This window comes from Vreelandella olivaria, from assembly GCF_023507745.1.
Classification (GTDB): domain Bacteria; phylum Pseudomonadota; class Gammaproteobacteria; order Pseudomonadales; family Halomonadaceae; genus Vreelandella; species Vreelandella olivaria_A.
The window spans coordinates 109,345-129,475 of the sequence record NZ_JALPZO010000155.1 but is presented as its reverse complement, the minus strand read 5'-3'; the positions used below and the strand labels follow the sequence as shown (position 1 = coordinate 129,475).

Annotated in this window: 18 protein-coding genes; 16 read left to right on the top strand and 2 right to left on the bottom strand. The window is 54.5% G+C overall.

The annotated features are described in order from the left end of the window. Window positions 1–5 precede the first annotated feature (5 nt). The 11 genes from HP566_RS18840 to HP566_RS18790 all read left to right on the top strand — a co-directional run bounded on the left by HP566_RS18840 (window position 6) and on the right by HP566_RS18790 (window position 13,170). Entirely contained in the window at window positions 6–1,499 is a 1,494-nt protein-coding gene (locus HP566_RS18840) for an NAD(P)H-hydrate dehydratase (RefSeq protein WP_249978850.1), read from the top strand. Window positions 1,500–1,510: 11 nt separating this feature from the next. Next, complete coding sequence (gene tsaE / locus HP566_RS18835; RefSeq protein ID WP_249978849.1) at window positions 1,511–2,020, top strand: tRNA (adenosine(37)-N6)-threonylcarbamoyltransferase complex ATPase subunit type 1 TsaE; 510 nt, start codon at window positions 1,511–1,513, stop codon at window positions 2,018–2,020. Between the two features lie 29 nt (window positions 2,021–2,049). Then, entirely contained in the window at window positions 2,050–3,483 is a 1,434-nt protein-coding gene (locus HP566_RS18830; protein ID WP_249978884.1) for an N-acetylmuramoyl-L-alanine amidase, read from the top strand. Between the two features lie 22 nt (window positions 3,484–3,505). After that, complete coding sequence (gene mutL / locus HP566_RS18825; protein WP_249978848.1) at window positions 3,506–5,428, top strand: DNA mismatch repair endonuclease MutL; 1,923 nt, start codon at window positions 3,506–3,508, stop codon at window positions 5,426–5,428. 37 nt (window positions 5,429–5,465) lie between these two features. Next, complete coding sequence (gene miaA, locus HP566_RS18820) at window positions 5,466–6,404, top strand: tRNA (adenosine(37)-N6)-dimethylallyltransferase MiaA (protein WP_249978847.1); 939 nt, start codon at window positions 5,466–5,468, stop codon at window positions 6,402–6,404. A gap of 151 nt (window positions 6,405–6,555) precedes the next feature. Then, on the top strand, window positions 6,556–6,804 hold the full coding sequence (hfq, locus tag HP566_RS18815) for an RNA chaperone Hfq (RefSeq protein ID WP_009099947.1): 249 nt from the start codon (window positions 6,556–6,558) through the stop codon (window positions 6,802–6,804). A gap of 37 nt (window positions 6,805–6,841) precedes the next feature. Further along, window positions 6,842–8,152, top strand: coding sequence for a ribosome rescue GTPase HflX (gene hflX / locus HP566_RS18810; RefSeq protein ID WP_249978846.1), 1,311 nt, complete (start codon window positions 6,842–6,844; stop codon window positions 8,150–8,152). Window positions 8,153–8,317: 165 nt separating this feature from the next. Continuing rightward, window positions 8,318–9,598 carry an FtsH protease activity modulator HflK gene (gene hflK / locus HP566_RS18805; RefSeq protein ID WP_249978845.1) on the top strand — a complete coding sequence of 427 codons (1,281 nt, stop codon included), beginning with the start codon at window positions 8,318–8,320 and terminating at the stop codon, window positions 9,596–9,598. Continuing rightward, window positions 9,599–10,483 (top strand): protease modulator HflC, encoded by an 885-nt coding sequence (hflC, locus tag HP566_RS18800; protein WP_249978844.1) that lies wholly within the window; start codon window positions 9,599–9,601, stop codon window positions 10,481–10,483. A 198-nt stretch (window positions 10,484–10,681) separates the two neighbouring features. Next, window positions 10,682–11,875, top strand: coding sequence for an ATP phosphoribosyltransferase regulatory subunit (locus tag HP566_RS18795; RefSeq protein ID WP_249978843.1), 1,194 nt, complete (start codon window positions 10,682–10,684; stop codon window positions 11,873–11,875). Further along, the gene (locus HP566_RS18790; RefSeq protein WP_249978842.1) at window positions 11,875–13,170 is read left to right on the top strand and encodes an adenylosuccinate synthase; all 1,296 of its coding nucleotides are present in this window, start codon (window positions 11,875–11,877) and stop codon (window positions 13,168–13,170) included. The genes HP566_RS18795 and HP566_RS18790 overlap by 1 nt, the downstream gene beginning before the upstream one ends. An 85-nt stretch (window positions 13,171–13,255) precedes the next feature. On the opposite strand, the gene cobO is transcribed toward HP566_RS18790, so the two are convergent. Next, a complete protein-coding gene (gene cobO / locus HP566_RS18785; protein WP_249978841.1) occupies window positions 13,256–13,855 on the bottom strand; it encodes a cob(I)yrinic acid a,c-diamide adenosyltransferase in 600 nt (199 codons plus the stop codon). 208 nt (window positions 13,856–14,063) lie between these two features. On the opposite strand from cobO, the gene HP566_RS18780 reads away from it, so the two are divergent. The 4 genes from HP566_RS18780 (at window position 14,064) to HP566_RS18765 (ending at window position 19,045) form a co-directional block, all read left to right on the top strand. Continuing rightward, window positions 14,064–14,549 (top strand): YajQ family cyclic di-GMP-binding protein, encoded by a 486-nt coding sequence (locus tag HP566_RS18780; RefSeq protein ID WP_249978840.1) that lies wholly within the window; start codon window positions 14,064–14,066, stop codon window positions 14,547–14,549. A gap of 82 nt (window positions 14,550–14,631) precedes the next feature. Beyond that, window positions 14,632–17,262, top strand: coding sequence for an aminopeptidase N (pepN, locus tag HP566_RS18775; protein ID WP_249978839.1), 2,631 nt, complete (start codon window positions 14,632–14,634; stop codon window positions 17,260–17,262). Window positions 17,263–17,299: 37 nt separating this feature from the next. After that, on the top strand, window positions 17,300–18,259 hold the full coding sequence (gene yegS / locus HP566_RS18770) for a lipid kinase YegS (RefSeq protein WP_249978838.1): 960 nt from the start codon (window positions 17,300–17,302) through the stop codon (window positions 18,257–18,259). A 45-nt stretch (window positions 18,260–18,304) separates the two neighbouring features. Next, window positions 18,305–19,045, top strand: a complete 741-nt coding sequence (locus tag HP566_RS18765; RefSeq protein ID WP_249978837.1) for a hypothetical protein — start codon at window positions 18,305–18,307, stop codon at window positions 19,043–19,045. 76 nt (window positions 19,046–19,121) lie between these two features. On the opposite strand, the gene HP566_RS18760 is transcribed toward HP566_RS18765, so the two are convergent. After that, on the bottom strand, window positions 19,122–19,325 hold the full coding sequence (locus HP566_RS18760) for a cold-shock protein (protein WP_249978836.1): 204 nt from the start codon (window positions 19,323–19,325) through the stop codon (window positions 19,122–19,124). A 133-nt stretch (window positions 19,326–19,458) separates the two neighbouring features. On the opposite strand from HP566_RS18760, the gene HP566_RS18755 reads away from it, so the two are divergent. Beyond that, window positions 19,459–20,115, top strand: coding sequence for a LysE family translocator (locus tag HP566_RS18755; RefSeq protein WP_249978835.1), 657 nt, complete (start codon window positions 19,459–19,461; stop codon window positions 20,113–20,115). Window positions 20,116–20,131: the final 16 nt, after the last annotated feature.

Sequence of the window (20,131 nt, the reverse complement as noted above, 5' to 3'; positions counted from 1 at the left end):
AGATCGTGTCCACGTTGAGTACTTCCTCGCTACGTCCCCTTTACACTGCGGCTCAAGTACGTGAGCTCGATCGACGAACCATTGCGGGGGGAATCGAGAGCTTTGCATTAATGCAGCGAGCGGCTTCTAGCGCGTGGCACAGTTTCCGCTCGCGCTGGCCCCATGCGAGAAGTGTGACGGTGATATGTGGGAGCGGTAATAATGGTGGTGATGGTCATGTGTTGGCAGCACTGGCGAGGCAGTCGGGGTTAAAGGTGCAGCGTATTTCCATTAAGCCCATAGAGGTGCTTCAGGGCGATGTAGCCCGTGCGGCTGAACTTGCCACTGCTGCTGGCGTGGGATGTGAGCCATGGCAGCCAGACACCACGCTGGTAGGTGAAGTGATTGTCGATGCTGTATTAGGCACTGGGGTGGCAGGGTATGTCGAGGGGGAGGTAAGGCGTGCCATTGAAGCCATCAACATGGCAAGCCAGCTGGTGCTGGCACTGGATATACCTTCCGGCATTTCAGCGGATACGGGAGCGGTGCTGGGGCTGGCGGTGGAGGCAACCTGTACCGTAACGTTTATCGGCGACAAAATCGGGCTGCATACCGGGGATGCTCCCGCCTATACAGGCGAGATTGATTTCCGTCCTCTTGGGGTGAAAGCCCGCGCATTTTTTGATATTCCACCCACTGCCTGGCGGCTGGATGATGTGTTGTTGGCTGAAGTCTTTAAACCGCGTGCGCGCACCAGCCATAAAGGCAGTTTAGGGCATGTGTTGATAATGGGAGGCGCGCCTGGGCTGGGCGGGGCTGCGCTGTTGGCATCCCAGGCAGCTGCCCGTCTGGGGGCGGGCAAGGTAAGTCTGGCAACTGCCCCTGAACATATTACGGCCAGTTTGGTGAGTTGTCCGGAAGTCATGGCTCGCAGCGTTCAAGGAGGCGCTGATGCAGGCTTGCTCACTTCCCAGGTCGATGTGGTCGTGGTGGGGCCGGGGTTAGGGCAGGGGGCCTGGGGGCAGGCTATTTTGCAAAGTGCGCTTACGTCAGATGTACCATTAGTGGTTGATGCCGATGCGCTTAACCTATTGGCCAGCCGCTGGCCCGATATGCGTCGTGATAACTGGATTTTAACGCCGCATCCAGGTGAAGCCGCCCGTCTGTTGGGGTGCTCCGTTGCTGATGTTCAGGCAGACCGACCCGCCGCGGTACGTACACTTCAGAAAACGCGTGGCGGGATCGTGATATTGAAGGGCGCTGGCAGTCTGGTGGCTGGTCCAAGTGGATTGATGGTATGCCCTTATGGTAATCCGGGGATGGCCAGCGGTGGGATGGGGGATGTACTCAGTGGTATGTTGGGTACCTTGGTGGCTCAGTGTGACACTCTTGAACAAGCTGCGTGGCTAGGTGCCATGGTTCATGCCCGGGCTGCGGATGATGCGGCGAAAGCAACGGGAGAACGTGGCCTGCTGGCGAGCGATCTGGCATCCTATGCTCGAGTTTTAATCAACCCGTGAAGGCAGCCTACATGCAGGTGCAATTGAATAATGAAATGGCCCATGTCGCGTTTGGTGAAGCGTTAGGTCAGGCGTTGCAAGGTCGCGGGCGTGTTTACCTGGAGGGTGATTTGGGGGCCGGTAAAACCACGCTTACCCGTGGTGTATTACGGGCGTATGGCTATCAAGGTGCGGTAAAAAGCCCGACATACACCTTGATTGAGCCGTATGAGTTTGGTCTTCAGCGCATTTACCACTTGGACCTGTATCGTCTGGTGGACCCTGAAGAGCTTGAATTTATTGGTGGCCGAGATGTGCTGGCGGATGATGCTCTGTGCCTTATTGAGTGGCCAAGCCGTGGCGAGGGCTGGCTGCCAGAGGCTGATCTGCGCGTCACTCTGCATGTGAAAGACACGGGCCGCTTGGCGGAACTGACGGCGGTTAGTGAACGGGGAAGGCAGGTTGTCGCCGAGTTACAGGCTTTATGTGGCAATGAACAGCGGGAAAGTGCTGAGGAGAGTGGTGTGATTCAATGGATATGAACAGCACGATAAGCCATTTAGCCCGTGCAATGGTGGCAGGATGTTTAACCCTTGTAGCAGGCGTATCGTCGCTACAGGCGGCAACGGTTGAAAGTATGCGACTCTGGTCCGCTCCGGATCATGCGCGTTTGGTGTTTGATCTGTCTGCTGCGACCAGCGCAAATGTGTTTGCTTTGGATAACCCCTCGCGTCTGGTTATCGATCTTGATGACAGTCAGATGGATACCGATGCCTCAACGCTGCCTCTGGATGGCAGTGCCATTGATGCCGTGCGTACAGGCGTACGCGATGGTGGTGGCTTGCGGGTGGTATTGGAGCTTAATCGGGAAATATCGCCGCGCCATTTTACGTTGCCGCCCAATGATCAGTATGGTCATCGCCTGGTAGTAGATATGGAGTACCCCGGCGAGAGTGCAGTGGAGAATCCGATTGATCCGATTGAAGCGATGATCCGCGATCAGGAAATCATGGCCAGGCAGGCCAATGTACAGGCGCAGGTGCCGGGTAGCGAAGCGACACCCATGCCCGATCAAGCGCCTACTGAGGTACAGCCTGCCCAGCCCCATCCCCAACGGGATATCATTATTGCCATTGATGCCGGTCACGGTGGTGAAGATCCGGGTGCTATCGGCCCGGCAGGTACGCGTGAAAAAGATGTTGTATTGGAGATTGCACGGCGCCTTGCAGCTGAGGTGAATGGAACAAATGGCTTTAAAGCGGTACTAATTCGTGACGGCGATTACTTTATTGGGCTGCGACAGCGCACCCAGCTTGCCCGGGAGCAAAAAGCCGATTTCTTTGTCTCGATTCATGCGGATGCGTTTACCAGCCCGCGGCCCCAGGGTAGCTCCGTGTATGCGCTTTCCCAACGCGGTGCTACGTCGGAAACGGCCCAATGGCTGGCCGACAGTGAAAACCGTTCTGACCTGATTGGCGGCGTTGATGGTAGCCTATCGCTGCGTGATAAGGATCAGGTGCTACGTGGTGTGCTGCTGGACCTCACCATGACGGCGACATTAAATGATTCGCTCTCTATCGGTGGGCAGGTGCTTGAGCAGTTAGGGCGGGTCAACCGGCTACATAAGTCCCGTGTTGAGCAGGCAGGCTTTATGGTACTCAAGTCGCCGGATATTCCTTCGCTGCTAATTGAGGTGGGCTTTATTTCCAACCCGGAAGAAGAGCGGCGACTGCGCGACCCCGCTCACCAGCAGGGGCTTTCAACCGCTATTTTTAGTGGTTTGCGTGAACATTTTGAGCGTAATCCGCCGCCTGCCAGCCTGTTGGCGTGGCAGCGGGATAATCAGCACCGCCCAACGGGTAATGAGTACCGTATTCGGTCGGGCGATACGCTCTCGGCGATTGCGGTGCGCCATGGTGTGCCGGTCAATCAGCTGAGGCAGGCCAATGACCTCAATGGCGATGTTATTCGCGTAGGTCAGGTGTTACGTATACCCAGTTCCTGATGAAAAGTATCTGAGGTGATGGTTGACTGAATTAATCTCTTCGCCAACGCGAATTCAAGTGCTTGACCCCCGTTTGGCTAACCAAATAGCCGCGGGGGAGGTGGTCGAGCGCCCATCATCAGTCACTAAAGAGCTGATTGAGAATGCTATTGATGCAGGCAGTCGGCGCATAGAGGTGGAGATTGAGCAGGGGGGCGCGCGCCTGATCAAAGTGCGCGATGACGGTATTGGCATTAGCGAACAGGATTTACCTTTGGCGCTGGCTCGCCATGCTACCAGCAAAATAAGCAGCCTTGAGGATCTCGAAGGTGTCAGTTCGCTGGGCTTTCGTGGCGAAGCCTTGGCATCTATCAGTTCGGTGTCACGCCTGGAGCTTATCTCCAATGCGGATAGCGACCCTCGACAAGGCTGGCGCGTGGTGGCAGAAGGACGTGGTATGGAAGCACGCGTGACGCCTGCTCCTCACCCACGTGGCACCAGTGTGGCGGTCAGGGATCTGTTTTTTAATACACCAGCACGGCGCAAGTTCCTCCGCACTGAAAAAACCGAGTTTGCCCATGTGGAAGAGGCGTTTCGCCGTCAGGCGCTGTCTCGTTACGATATTGCCTGGGTGCTGCGTCATAACCAAAAGGTGGTGCACCAACTGCCGCCGGGCGGGACTCCCGCTGCCCGTGAACGGCGCATTGCATCGCTGCTCGGTAAAAACTTTATTGAACATGCCCGCTATATTGAGCGGGAAGCTGGTGGGCTGCGTTTAAGTGGGTGGGTAGGGCTGCCAACGCACTCCCGCTCCCAGGCAGATCAGCAGTACTTCTTTGTCAATGGTCGTGTGGTACGCGACCGTCTGGTGGCCCATGCAGTGCGCCAAGCCTACCGTGACGTGCTCTACAACGGTCGTCACCCGGTATTTGTACTCTACCTTGAGCTTGACCCGGATGTCGTCGATGTCAATGTGCACCCCACCAAGCATGAAGTACGCTTTCGTGATGGTCGAATGGTGCACGATTTTCTCTATTCCAGCCTGCACCACTGTTTGGCTGCGCCCAGGCCCGCCGATGAGCAGCCTGACGCTGAGCAGGAGCGGCCAGCAGATGAGAGCGGAAGCAGCGTAGCTGATGACGATGACCAGACTCCTGCACCGCGTTGGCAGCAACAGGGTATGGCGTTGGCGAGTGAACCTGCGCGTCATCCAGGGGCTGAGCGTGTGCGCCGTTTTATGCAGGGCTACCATGCGCTCCATCCCAATCACGAAGAAACACTACTGACCCCGCAGCCGGGTGCCCCTTCCAATAGCACCCCCAGTGCCAACGAAGTGCGTGAAGCACCTTTCAAAATGCCCGAGCATGATGCAACGAGTGCGCCGCCACTTGGCTTTGCATTGGGGCAACTGCATGGTGTTTATATCCTGGCGCAGAATGCACAGGGGCTGGTGCTGGTGGATATGCACGCGGCCCATGAGCGCATCGTTTACGAGCGGATGAAGAACCAGTTGGCGGCTACCCAGGGCATAGATACCCAGCCTCTGCTGGTGCCTGTCTCTTTGGCTGCCAGTCGGGCAGAGGTCGCTACGGCAGAAAGTGAGCACGATGCCATTGCCCAACTGGGTGTTGAACTGGATGTGGCTGGCCCAGAGACCCTGCTTGTTCGCCAGTTGCCAGCCCTGTTGGCCCAGGCAGATCCCGAGGCACTGGTGCGTGAGATGCTCGAAGAGTTGGCGCGCTTTGGCCGCACACACCAGGTGGAGGCACGTATTCATGAGCTGCTTTCTACCATGGCGTGTCACGGTAGCGTGCGGGCCAACCGGCGTTTAACCATTGATGAGATGAACGCGCTGCTGCGTGACATGGAACGTACCGAGCGCAGTGATCAGTGTAACCATGGTCGCCCTACCTGGACCCAAATGAGTATGAAGGCGCTTGATCGCCTGTTTCTGCGTGGCCAATAAGAGATGGTGATGACGGTGAACGGAGTGCTGCGAGCAGATGGCTGATACACGCCCCTGGGCGATATTTTTGATGGGCCCAACAGCGGCTGGAAAAACCGATACCGCTATCGCGCTGCATGAACAGTTAGGCCATGAGTTGATTAGTGTTGATTCAGCCATGGTGTATCGAGGGATGGATATTGGCAGTGCCAAGCCCAGTGCTGCTGAGCTTGCTCGGGCACCGCATCGGTTGATTGATATCCGTGACCCTGCGCAACCATATTCCGCCGCTGATTTTCGTGACGATGCACTACACGAGATGCGTCAAATTAGCGCGGCAGGCAAGGTGCCCCTACTGGTTGGCGGTACGATGCTTTACTACAAACGCCTGGTGGAGGGGGTTGCCAATCTGCCATCAGCCGATGCTGACATTCGCGATCGCTTGGAAGCAGAACGCCAGGTTGCGGGGCTGGAAGGTTTGCACCGTACCCTTGCACAGGTAGATCCTGTATCAGCAGCGCGTATTCATCCCAATGATCCGCAACGCCTGATGCGGGCGTTGGAGGTTTTTTATGTGAGTGGCCGTCCCATGAGTGAGCTATGGGCGGAGCAGCAGCCGGAAACCTTTCCCTGGCAGGTGCTGTCGATAGCACTGGCACCTAATGATCGACACGTTTTACATGGCCGTATTGCACAGCGTTTTAAAACAATGTTGGACCAGGGCTTGATAGATGAGGTGGCCGCCCTCAGAAAGCGTAGTGACTTGCATATTGGCCTTCCAGCAATGAAAAGTGTTGGCTACCGTCAAGTATGGGAATATCTGGATGGAGAGTATGATCGGGCGGCGTTGCTGGAGCGCGGAATTATTGCGACTCGTCAACTCGCCAAGCGTCAGTTAACGTGGTTAAGAAGTTGGCCATCGCTAACGTGGGTGGACGCACAGCAGCCGGATGCTTTGGATAAGGTGCTGAAATTCGTGCGTGAAAGCGGTGCTTAGCGTAAGATAGTGAGTTCGTAAGCAAGTGTTTTCGAGTGGCCGGCTAGCTCTTTTGACACACCGGGCCTTTCGGGCAACAAGATTGCGGCGTAGCACCAGTAGGGCACGCCATTTGATAACCAACCCCAACGACAGTTTTAGGGAGAGCAACATGTCCAAAGGGCAGTCCCTTCAAGACCCGTACCTGAACATTTTGCGCAAGGAGCGCATTCCGGTCTCTATTTTCCTGGTAAACGGCATTAAGCTGCAGGGCCAGATTGAATCGTTTGACCAGTTTGTCATCTTGTTGCGCAATACCGTCAGTCAGATGGTTTATAAACACGCTATTTCCACGGTGGTGCCCTCGCGCAACGTGCGCTTGCCAGCACAAGATCCAGCCGCTCCGGATGCGGATATCTAACACCGCGGGATAGCAAGAGAGTCCAATGAGGTATTGATTGTTTTTTGAACGCCCAGATGCCGGTGAAACGGCAGTACTTGTTCACGTTGATTTCCATGATGAACAAGCACGTGAAGACCCGGGTGAGTTCTTGGAACTCGTGCGCTCTGCTGGTGCAGAGCCTGCGACATTGCTCACAGCCAGCCGACAGCGCCCTGATTCCCGCATCTTTATTGGGTCAGGTAAGCTCGAAGAGCTGCGAGCAATGCTCGCAGCTCACCAAGCCGAGTTGGTGATCTTCAACCACAGTTTAAGCCCTTCTCAGGAGCGTAATCTTGAGCGCGAGCTCAAGTGCCGTGTGCTGGATCGTACCGGTTTGATACTTGATATCTTTGCGCAGCGGGCGAGAACTCATGAAGGTAAGCTTCAAGTTGAGCTTGCCCAACTTGAATATATGTCCACTCGCCTGATCCGCGGCTGGACGCACCTTGAGCGCCAGAAAGGCGGTATCGGTCTGCGGGGGCCAGGCGAAACCCAGCTTGAAACAGACCGGCGTCTGCTGCGTGGTCGCATTAAATCAATCCATAAACGGCTTGATAAAGTGCGTAGTCAGCGTGAGCAAAACCGCCGTGCTCGTGTACGGGCAGAAATTCATAGTGTTTCACTGGTGGGCTATACCAACGCCGGTAAGTCAACGCTTTTCAATTCGCTGACCGATGCCAGGGTATATGCGGCTGATCAGCTGTTTGCCACGTTGGATCCAACACTACGGCGACTTGAGATAGAAGACGTAGGGCCGGTGGTGCTGGCAGATACGGTTGGTTTTATTCGTCATTTGCCCCATAAATTGGTCGAAGCCTTTCGGGCTACGTTGCAAGAAGCCGCTGAAGCGACTCTGCTGGTACATGTCATCGACGCGGCTGACCCAGATCGGGAATTGAACGTAGAACAGGTGGAGCAGGTACTTGAGGAAATTGGTGCCGATGGCGTGCCTGTCCTCAAAGTGATGAATAAAATTGATAAGGTGGACAGTGCGCCACGCATTGAGCGGGATGGGCATGGTTTGCCGGAAGTGGTTTGGATCTCGGCCCAGCAGGGCCAGGGGCTGGATTTATTGCATGAGGCATTAACTGAGCGCCTGGCAGGCGATGTTATCGGCTTTTCTTTAACTTTGGCACCTGAACAGGGTAAGTTGAGGGCCGGCTTGCATGAACTAAATGCCGTTCGGGAAGAGTCTTTCGATGAGCAGGGACACTCGGTGTTGGATGTTCGTCTGCCTCGCCGCGACTTTAATCAGCTAATGGCGCAGCTGGGAGAGCGTGCCAACGCCTATTTACCAGAAGCATTGCGCGAATCTGACGAGTGGTAGCCCGTTACGTGCCACGGTTCTGAGAAACCGTTTTTAACGACAGTGTTTATCAATTTATTTGTCGAGAAATGGTACAGGATTGATATAGCAACAATATTAAAAAGCACGGCGGCCTCGCTTCATAGCGGGGCCGCGTGCAGGTGAATACCTTAGTGGAGACGAAGTATGGCCTGGAATGAGCCTGGTGGTGGTAACCAGCATGATCCCTGGAGCAGCGGTGGTCGACGCGGTGGTAACAGCGGTGGTGATCGTGGAGGGAACGGTGGTAATAATGGCGGCAATAACGGGGGTAACAACGGAGGCAATAATCAAGGTCCTCCAGACCTTGATGAAGCGCTGAAAAAATTTCAAGACAAACTTAACGGCATGTTAGGTGGAGGCGGTAAAAAAGGCGGTGGTGGTAACGGTAAAAGCGGTGGTGGCAAACCCCGTAACTCCTTAGCGTTACCCGGCCTTCTTGTTATTGTGGCATTGGCTATTTGGGCTGCCTCTGGCTTCTATCTGGTCGATCAGTCAGAGCGTGGTGTGGTGCTGCGTTTTGGTGAATACCAGAATATTGTTGATCCAGGTCTGCAGTGGAATCCCCCGCTTATTGATGATGTGCGTATGGTAAACGTGACACGCGTGCGGTCTGTATCGCAGACCCAGTCAATGCTTACTCGCGACGAAAACATTGTTGAAGTGGAAATTTCCGCTCAGTACCAGGTCTCCAATCCCCGTGACTTCGTACTTAATGTTCGCGATCCGGCGCTTTCTATTGAGAATGCTCTGGATTCAGCGTTGCGTCACGTGGTTGGCGGCACTGATATGATTGATATTTTAACCTCTGGTCGTGAAATTCTTGGCAGCTCGGTAGCCAGCCGTCTGCAGACCTATCTGGATTCCTACGGTGCAGGTATTCGTCTGCAAACGATCAACATCGAGTCCACGTCGGCACCCGCACCCGTTATTGATGCCTTCGATGATGTGATTCGTGCCCGTGAGGATCGCCAGCGTACGATCAACGAAGGTATGGCCTACGCCAATGCCATTATTCCTGCAGCGCAGGGTCAGGCTCAGCGTGTGGTAGAGCAGGGTCAGGGTTACCGTGAATCGGTAGTGGCTGAAGCGCAGGGTCAGGCAAACCGCTTTAATGCGTTGTTAACTGAGTATCGTAACTCGCCTGACATTATGCGCGAACGTATGTATCTGGACGCTATTGAGGAGGTATTTGGTAGTACGCCCAAGGTCTTGCTGGACGTTAGCGAAAACGCTCCTCTGATGTATTTGCCTCTGGACCAACTGAGAGGTGGTTCAGGCAGTGGCAGCGTGAGTTCCAGCAGTAGCAGCAGTGCTAATGACAGCAATAGTGAAACGATTGATCCGCGGGTTCTGGATTCGCTGCGCAGCAGCCAGGGTGGCGCATCGTCGTCAAGCAACAACGCCATTCGCAGGGAGGGCCGCTAAATGATTAATAATCGATCCCTGCTAATCGTAGGTGGCCTTGCCGCCGTGGCGTGGCTGGCCAGCAACAGCCTGTATGTGGTGGACGAAACCGAGCGTGCGGTTAAGTTACGCTTTGGTGAAGTTATCGAGGAGAACATCCAGCCTGGATTGCATGCCAAGATACCCATTGCCCAGACGATCCGTAAGTTTGATACTCGCCTGTTGACGCTGGATACCGATACCAGCCGTTATCTGACCCTTGAGCAGAAAGCGGTCATTGTTGATTCCTACGTTAAGTGGCAGGTGATTAACCCAACACGTTACTACGAAGCGACCGCTGGTGATGAGATGATGGCCATTCGCCTCATCCAGCCGCGTGTTGACGAAAGCCTGCGTAATGAGTTCGGCCGCCTTAACCTGCAGGAAATCATTGCTGAACGTCGTGATGATCTGATGACCGGACCTACAGGCGAACTTGATGAACTGATGCGTGAAGAGCTTGGGGTGGCCGTTCGCGATATTCGTATCAAGCGCATTGACTTACCTGAAGACGTATCGGCAGCTGTATTTGAGCGGATGCGCTCTGAGCGGGAGCGTGAAGCCCGCGAATGGCGCGCTCAAGGTCAGGAAGAAGCAGAGCGTATTCGGGCCAATGCGGATCGCCGTCGGCAGGTGCTTATCGCCCAGGCTAACGAGCGAGCTGAAACGTTGCGTGGTGAAGGTGATGCGGAAGCCGCCGCCATCTTTTCTCAGGCATATGGTCAGGACCAGGAGTTCTTCGCCTTCTGGCGTAGCCTGAATGCCTACCGCGAAAGCTTCGCAGGTGATGGTAACCTGCTGGTACTGGAGCCGGATAGCGACTTCTTCCGCTATTTACGCAGCGCAGCACCTTCTGGCGCCGAGTAAAATCATGCCGATGGAATCCCGCTGAGTTTATACATGCTTGGCGGGGTTCAACTAACGCGCAAACGTGGTAGACTTTATCAACCGGGCGTCGCCCGGTTTTTTTGTGGCCCTCGTTTCACTAATGCTGTTTTGTTAACGCCTGACGGGGTGATAGCGAAGCGGCAACATGGGCCTTCATCGTCTCGCAGGATTGTTCACATGACCATCGCTGACCGCTGGCTGTTGCCTGACGGCATGGATGAGGTGCTGCCGCCTCAGGCAAGCCGCATGGAAGAGCTGCGCCGCGCGCTGCTTGATCTTTACCATTGCTGGGGCTATGACCAGGTCATGCCGCCTCCAGTGGAGTTTCTGGACTCACTGCTTACGGGTACCGGCACGGATCTGGATCTTCAGACCTTTAAGCTCACTGATCAACTGACTGGCCGTATGATGGGGGCGTCTGCGGATGTCACCCCTCAGGTGGCCCGCATGGATGCCCACTCCCTGAAGCGCCAGGGGCCGGTGCGTTTGTGTTATTGCACTAATGTACTGCGTGCCAAGGCTGATCAGCATCAGGGGGGGCGTAGCCCGGTTCAGGTAGGCGTTGAGCTGTTTGGACATGCCGGGTTGGAAGCTGACAGCGAAATTATTCATTTGGCGCTGGCCAGTTTAAAAGCCGCAGGCGCTGAAGAAGTCCACCTCGCACTGGGGCATATTGGTATCTATCGCAGCCTTGCGGAGGCGGCGGCGCTCAGCGGTGAACAAGAGCGTGCACTGTTTGAAGCACTGGCGCTAAAATCACCTGGACAGCTTGCCGAGCAGGTTAACGCCAGCGTTAGCGACCCGGTGTTAGCCGATATGCTGATGGCATTGGGTGAGTTGCACGGTGATGCCAGCGTGTTGAACCAGGCCCGCGAACGTTTTGCAGGTGCACCTGCCCCCGTTAAAGCGGCGCTGGATCAGTTGGAAGCGCTCTATAAAGGTGTATTGGCACGTTTTGATGTCTCGCTCTATTTTGATCTGGCTGAACTGCGTGGCTATCAGTATCACACCGGAATGATGTTTGCCGCTTATGTACCTGGCTACGGCCATGCCCTGGCAAAAGGCGGTCGCTACGATGACACGGGGCGTGCTTTCGGAAGAGCGCGTCCTGCGACGGGCTTTTCGATGGATTTAAAGCAACTGGCATCGCTGGCGTTGGCCTCGCCCAGCCGGGGTGCTATTTGGGCACCCGCCCAAGAGGGAGAGTCGCTTAACGCTGCCATTGCTGCGCTGCGTAAGCAGGGAGAACGCGTGATTCAAGCGCTGCCTGGGCAGCGTACTGGGCCGGCGGAGCACAGTTGTGACCGCCGTCTTGAGTTTATCGATGGTCGTTGGCAGACAGCGACCCTGACACAAGAGACGAGTGCATAATGGGTAAGAATGTCGTAGTCCTGGGTACCCAATGGGGTGATGAGGGCAAGGGTAAGATCGTTGATCTGCTCACCGAATCAGCCTCAGCGGTAGTCCGCTTCCAAGGTGGCCACAATGCAGGCCATACCCTGGTGATTGATGGTGAGAAAACCGTTCTTCACCTGATCCCTTCCGGTGTACTGCGCCCAGGCAAAACCTGTGTAATTGGTAATGGGGTGGTGCTTTCGCCCGAAGCACTGATCAAAGAGATTCGTGAGCTGGAGGCAAAGGGTGTACCCGTGCGCGAGCGTTTGCGTCTCTCGCCTGCGTGCCCACTGATTCTGCCTTACCACGTGCGTTTGGATCAGGCACGTGAGAAAGCCCGTGGTGTCGCCAAAATTGGTACCACCGGTCGTGGAATTGGGCCCGCATACGAAGACAAAGTGGCGCGTCGTGGCCTGCGTTTGGGTGATATGCTCCATCGTGAGCGGTTTGCTTCCAAACTCGGCGAAGTGCTGGATTACCATAACTTCGTACTGGTCAACTACCACGGTGAGCCAGCGGTGGACTTCCAGGAAGTGCTCGATAGCGCCATGCAAATGGCTGAAGAGCTGCGCCCAATGGTGTCTGACACCGTCAGTATGGTGCACGACTTACGCAAAGCGGGAGAGAACATCCTGTTTGAGGGCGCCCAGGGCTCACTTCTGGATATTGACCATGGCACCTACCCCTATGTGACCAGCTCCAACACCACGGCGGGTGGTACGGCCACCGGTTCAGGCGTTGGCCCACTTTATCTGGATTACGTGCTGGGTATTACCAAAGCCTACACCACACGTGTCGGGTCTGGCCCTTTCCCCACCGAGCTGTTTGACGACCATGGCCGTCATCTGGCCGAGCGCGGACATGAGTTCGGCGCCACCACCGGTCGCCCGCGTCGCTGTGGCTGGTTTGATGCCGTGGCGTTGCGCCATGCGGTGCAGATCAACTCTGTCTCCGGTATCTGCCTGACCAAGCTTGATGTACTGGATGGCCTTGAGAACATCCGTGTTTGTGTAGGCTACCGCAGCAAAGATGGTGATGTGCTGGATAATCCGGTTGACTCGGAAGGCTATGAAGCCGTTGAGCCGCTCTATCACGATCTGCCGGGCTGGAAAGAGTCCACCCTGGGTGCCAAAAAGGTCGAAGACCTGCCAGCGAATGCCCGTGCTTACATCAGCTTCCTTGAGGAGCAGGTGGGCACCAGCATCGATATTATTTCAACCGGCCCGGACCGAGTTGAGACGATCATACTGCGCAATCCTTTTGAAGATTAAATCGGCAGACTTCATCAACACACTGCGTTAGTGAACAGAGGGGCGATTGATTCGCCCCTTTTTTGGTGTTGCGGAGCAGCAAAAATTAAAAGTCGATGCCGCGGCGTGCTTGCAGCCCATGATGAAACGCGTGCCGCACTTCCTGCATTTCTGTCACCGTATCCGCCATAGCGATGAGTTCGCGATGCGCATTTCGCCCGGTAATAATGACGGTTTGCTCTGCTGGGCGATTAATCAGTGCCTGTTTAACGGTAGCAATATCCAGATAACCAAATTTCAGCATATAGGTGATTTCATCCAGCACCACCAGGTAGGTTGCCGGATCAGCCAGCATTTTCTCAGCTTCCCGCCATACCTCCTGGCAAGCCTGGGTATCCGCTTCACGATTCTGGGTATCCCAGGTAAAGCCAGTCTTCATAATCGCAACGCTTAAATTGGCATCCTCTTCCAGGCGATTGCGCTCGCCACACTCCCACAACCCTTTAATAAACTGAACGACGCCGACTTTATACCCGTAACCTAATGCGCGGGTAACCGTGCCCCAGGCGGCGGTGGTTTTGCCTTTGCCGTTGCCGGTGTTGACCAGTATCAGCCCACGTTGCTCAGTGGCCTTGGCCACCTTCTCATCGACATGGGCTTTTAATTTTTCCATGGCAGCTTTATGGCGTGTATCGCGATCACTCATGGCACCTTCCAGAAGAACCTGATGGGAAACAGCGTAGCAGGGTAAGGTATCCGCCTGGCAATGAACATCCTGCCGATAATTTCTGTGTAGCTATATGCCTATTTGTCCGGGGTTCGTCGTGCTTCAGTCGATTCGTTGGGAAGAGGATTGGCCGGGTGGGGGCTTGCTGCTCTAGAATAGGGGGTCATGTCTTGTCAGGAATTACATCATGCCCTCATTTGATATCGTATCCGAGTTTGATCAGCACGAAGCCTCCAATGCCGTTGATCAGGCAAACCGGGAAGTCCAGTCGCGTTTTGATTTTAAAGGTGTGGATGCGAGTTTTACGCTGGAAGGCGATAAAGTGCAGTTAGAGGCAGAGGTGGATTTTCAGCTTAAGCAAATGCTGGATGTGCTGCGCAATCGTTTGATTGCCCGTGGTATTGACGCTCGCTGCATGGATATTAAAGATCCCGTGTTATCTGGGGTAAAGGCGCGCCAGGAAGTAGTGCTAAAGCAAGGGCTTGATCAAGCCGAAGCCAAGGATGTGGTTAAACGCATCAAAGCCAGTAAATTAAAAGTGCAGGCCCAAATCCAGGGTGAAAAAGTGCGCGTCACTGGTAAAAAGCGTGATGATCTACAGAGCGTGATGGCGCTACTGCGAGGAGAGGAGGGGCCGGATTTGCCACTACAGTTCGATAACTTCCGTGACTAATCATCACGTTAAACGTTGACGCGATAGCACTTTTTGGCTCTGTGCTATCTCACCCCTTAAAAGCTTACAGGAGTCACGCACTATGTCTGATCCGCAGCCGGTTTATTTAAGCGACTATCAGCCGCCCGCCTACCAGGTTACCCATACCGAGCTGACGTTTGATCTTGACCCTGCCGTTACCCGCGTCAAAGCACGACTGTTGATTGAGCGACATGCTGAAGCCGAAGCCAGCGCGCCGCTGGTACTGAATGGTGAACACTTAACGCTGATAAGCCTTGCCATCGACGACACACCACTTGCTGAAGCACACTACCAGCTTAATGATGAAAGCCTGCGTATAGATAATGTGCCCGCTGCGTTCAGTTTAGAGAGCGAGGTGGAAATTGCCCCTGGTAGCAATACAGCGTTAGAAGGGCTCTACCAGTCCAACGGTATGTATTGCACTCAGTGTGAAGCTGAAGGTTTCAGGCGCATTACCTTTTATCCCGACCGGCCTGATGTCATGGCGACGTTTAAGGTGACCGTGATTGGTAATGCCACAAGCGAGCCGGTGTTACTCGCTAATGGCAACCCGGTTGATAAGGGCACTCTTGAAGGCGGCCGCCACTTTGTTACCTGGGAAGACCCCCACCCGAAGCCCTGCTATTTGTTTGCTCTGGTTGCCGGTAATCTGCATAAAGTCGAGGACCATTTCGTCACCATGAGTGGTCGTGACGTGTCGCTACAACTGTGGGTGGAAAAAGAGAATCTCGATAAAACCGGCCATGCGATGGCCTCACTTAAGCGTGCGATGGCGTGGGATGAACACACCTATGGCCGTGAATATGATTTAGATCTCTTTATGATTGTCGCTGTCAATGACTTCAATATGGGAGCGATGGAGAACAAAGGGCTTAATATCTTTAACTCGGCGGCAGTATTGACCCATCCAAAGACCGCCACCGATGCGACTTTCCAGAATGTTGAAGGGATTGTGGCCCATGAGTACTTTCACAACTGGTCGGGTAATCGGGTTACTTGTCGGGACTGGTTCCAGCTCTCTTTAAAAGAGGGCTTTACCGTTTTTCGCGACCAGTGCTTTTCGGCAGATACCAACTCAGCGCCTGTCAAGCGTATCCAGGATGTTTCCTTTTTTTGTACCGCGCAGTTTGCTGAGGATGCGGGGCCCACTGCACACCCTGTTCGTCCTGACCACTTTATTGAAATCACGAACTTCTACACCCTGACCATTTACGAGAAGGGGGCAGAAGTAGTGCGCATGCTGTGTCATTTGCTGGGTTGGGAAGATTTTCGGCGCGGGGCTGATCTCTACTTTGATCGCTTTGATGGACAAGCCGTCACCATTGAAGACTTTGTGGGTTGCATGCAGGAAGTATCGGGAGCTGACCTCCAGCAGTTTATGCGCTGGTACTCCCAGGCTGGCACGCCTGAGATTGATGCACGTGGTGAGTACGACTATGTGCACTCCACGTACCATCTTACACTGCGGCAGCGCACGCCGGTAACACCAGGGCAGACGGATAAGCTGCCGTTGCATATACCTGTGCGTATGGGGTTGGTGGGTACGAAGTCCGGCCAGGATCTCGCGCTTACCCTGGAAGGTGAAAAGCTGGGCAAGGATACCGTCATTCATCTTCGCGAGGATGAGCAAACCTTCGTGTTTACCGATGTGGCTGAGGCACCGGTTCCATCGCTTTTGCGCGATTTCTCGGCCCCAGTCAAACTGCACTTTCCCTATTCCCGTGAAGATCTGGCGTTTCTGCTAACCTACGACAGCGATGGCTTTAACCGTTGGGATGCGGGGCAGCGTCTGGCCATGTTGGCACTGGATGACCTGATTGCCGCGCACCGTAACGGGGTGGAAAAAGTCATGGATGGCCGTGTGGTAGACGCATTCAGAACGCTGCTGACCGGCCAAATAGATGACAAGGCTGTACTGGCAGAGATGCTGACTTTGCCCTCAGAGGCTTATATTGCTGAACAACAGCCGATCGTCGACGTCGATGCCATTCATGCGGCCCGCGAATTTGTGCGTCAATCGCTGGCGATGGAGTTGCGCGATGAGTTTTTAGCCACTTACCAGGCCAACTGCTCAGATGAATCTTATGCCCCTACGCCTGCACAAATTGCTCAGCGAAGTCTCAAAAACATTGCCCTGACCTATTTAATGGCGGTTGAGGATGAGCAGGGTGTCGCGCTGTGCGAGGCCCAGTTTGCCGCGGATCATAATATGACCGATGTGCGCCACGCGCTGACGTTGTTGGTACATAGTGACCGTGATGACCTCTCAACGCCGGCGCTAAAAGCCTTTGGTGAAAAATGGGCACACGACCCTCTAGTGATGGATCAATGGTTCACTATTCAGGTGTCTCGCCCCCAGAGCGACGTGTTGGAGAGGGTGGAATACCTGATGCAGCACCCTGCATTTTCGATTCAAAATCCAAATAAGGTACGTGCTCTGGTGGGAGCGTTTGCGCAGAACCGGGTTAATTTTCACCGTTTGGATGGCAAAGGATATGTGCTGTTGGCGGATGTTGTGATTAAACTCAACACGCTAAATCCTGAGATCGCCGCACGATTGATCACGCCTTTAACCCGTTGGCAGCGCTTTGATGAAGAACGACAGAGGCTAATGCGGGAACAGCTTGAGCGGATCAGGAAAGAGCCGCTATCCTCAAATGTATTTGAGGTGGTCGAGAAAGCGCTGGCCTAGCAATGGGCGCGCATAACCATGGAAAGGGAATACGCCGGTGACCGATTCACAGCAGCGTTATTTACTCATTATTAATGGTAAGTCTGCCGCTAATCCGGCACTCCGTGACGCCGTTGCAGAGCAGCGAAAGGCAGGGAAACATATCACTGTTCGTGCAACATGGGAGGGCGGGGATGCGGCTGATTTTGCTGCCCAGTCAGTCGATATGGGGATGACCTGTGTCATCGCCTGTGGAGGCGATGGTACCGTTAGTGAAGTGGTCAATGGTTTGATGCGCCTGGCCCACGACCAGCGCCCACCACTCGGTATTGTGCCTCTGGGCAGTGCCAACGATTTTGCCACTTCTGTGGGGCTGCCCCTTGAGCCTGCTCCTGCATTGGCGGCTGCAATGGCGCTTTCTGCATCTCCCATTGATGTTGTCCGCATTACGGCTGATGCTGAGGGGGAAAGCTCCACCAGCTATTATGTCAATATGACAACAGGTGGTTTTGGCGCTGAAATTACCTCATCTACGCCGAAGACGCTGAAGCGTATGCTGGGAGGAGGCGCCTATTCCCTGATGGGTGCCCTTAAAGCATGGAGGCACCGTAGTTATCGCGGCACCCTGCATTGGGGTGATAGAGAGCAGAGTGCTTCGTTGCTATTGTTGGCATTGGGTAATGGACGCCAGTCAGGTGGTGGCCAGGTGTTGGCACCAAGGGCGCAGCTTGATGATGGGCGTTTGGATGTGTTGATTGTTAAGGACTTCTCATCTGTATTGGAGTTGCCTACGCTGATCAGCGAGTTGCAACAGTTCCCTGCTGATGGGAGGTATGTCAGTTATTTCACTGCCAGCCAACTAACAGTGACGACCCAGCAGGATGATCCACCCTGGCCATTAACGCTGGATGGCGAAGCGAAGCGTTATGATCGCTTTAGTGCAGAGGTGGTCCCGCTGGCGTTACGGGTGCTGCTACCGGATGGGTGCCCGTTGTTATCGGCGAACGACCGACACTAATTGTTATGACTATGTTATGGGTTGCCACCTAAGGAGAATGGTCCGATGGTAAATCGTCTATGGATACCTGCTTTTGCCACGCTGGCGCTGTTGTTAAGCGCCTGCGGAGATAGCCAGGAGGATCCCACCGTTGCCCCTGAAGAGAGTGCTTCTTCCATATCGGATGACGAGGTGGTCCAGGAAGAGGAAGCACCTGTTGCCGCTGAAAATGCCGCAGAAGTACCTGAACCTGATGAAATTGAAGATGAAGTAGAGGCACGCCAGGCGGCCGAAGAGCTTGAGCAGGCTGATGCGCTTCGAGAAGAGGACGGAGATGCACTCTCCGAGCCATTTGAAAGTGGTGAAGAGGTGCAGGCAGGGGAAGATACGCTGGCAGCAGACCCGGAGGATGCCCTGGACGAGGCAAGCGCGATGCCTGGCGAGACAACACGCTCGGATATAGACAATGTCATCGCTGAGACTGAGCGTCGCTTTGAGGAGGCCCAGCGCCGCTTGGAAGAGCAGTTCCAGGAGGTAGAGCGTCAGGCTACGGAATTGGAGCCGATGGATAGTGAGGATTTCTCCTCCAGTTGGGAGGTCGAGAGTAGTTTGCCAGAAAGTCCTCGTCTGGAGGATGATCTTGAGGCAGCCGATGTTGATGCACTGATTGAAGATACTGAGCGTCGTTTTGAGGAGGCACAGCAGCGTTTAAACGAGCAGTATGAAGAGATCGAGCGTGAACATCGGGTAGTCAATGGTGGGGCCGATTCCGACACAGAGCTTGATAGCCAGGGTGCGGTTCAGTAAGCGGTAGCAATCAATGCTGGGAATGCTCCATAGAAAGGCCCGCAGTTTGCGGGCCTTTGTGTCATTCGCTGGCCAATTAAGCGAGGCGAATGTTGGAAGCCTGAAGGCCTTTTTTACCCTGAGTCACCTCGAAGCTGACCTTCTGACCGTCCTGCAGGGTCTTGAAACCTTCAGCTTGAATTTCAGAGAAGTGGGCAAACAGATCGTCACCGCCGTCATCCGGAGAGATGAAGCCGTAACCTTTGGTATCGTTGAACCACTTGACAGTGCCAGTTGCCATCGTCCATATCCTTAACGTGCTTAATGATTGAGCGGGCATACACTGTGTCTGCCCGCCAACATCAATGTAGAAGCAAAAAAACTGATCGTCCAGTGACGAATTAACGATTTATTATCGCCTGAGAGCCCGTACCATGATGCAGATCAATCTTATTGATGCGCAGTTTCTACCCTTTTTAATTGCGATTACACTGCTGTCAGTAAGTCCAGGTGTCGATACCCTGCTAGTGATCCGCAACACCGCCCGCGGAGGGGTTCGTGATGGGGTAGCCACCAGCATTGCTATCTGCTGTGGTCTGTTTGTGCACGCCACGATATCTGCATTGGGAATTTCATTGATTTTATTGCAGTCCGCCTGGGCGTTTCATTTATTGAAGCTCGCCGGGGCCGCCTATCTGATCTGGCTGGGTGTGTCCAGTTTGTTGGCGGCGCGCCGTGGAACCCCTTTGCCCGTGCACAGTGTGTTGAAAAATGTGTCGCCAGTGCCTTTCTGGCAACCTGTTAAAGAGGGATTGCTTTCCAATGTGTTAAATCCCAAAACGGTGGTGTTCTACATGGCTTTTTTGCCCCAGTTTATTGCCCCAACCGACCCCGCCCTATTAAAGTCGTTATGGCTCGCCGGAGTGCACTTTGTGATTGCCAACATCTGGCAGATTAGCGTTGTACTGATGGTAGGGGGAGCGAGTAAATGGCTGGCCAGCGCTCGCTTTGCGCAAACCCTTAACGCTGCCACGGGGGTAGTGCTGGTGATTTTTGGAGTTCGCTTAGCGTTAGAGCAGCGCCCGGTATAGCCGGGCGCAGAGGCGT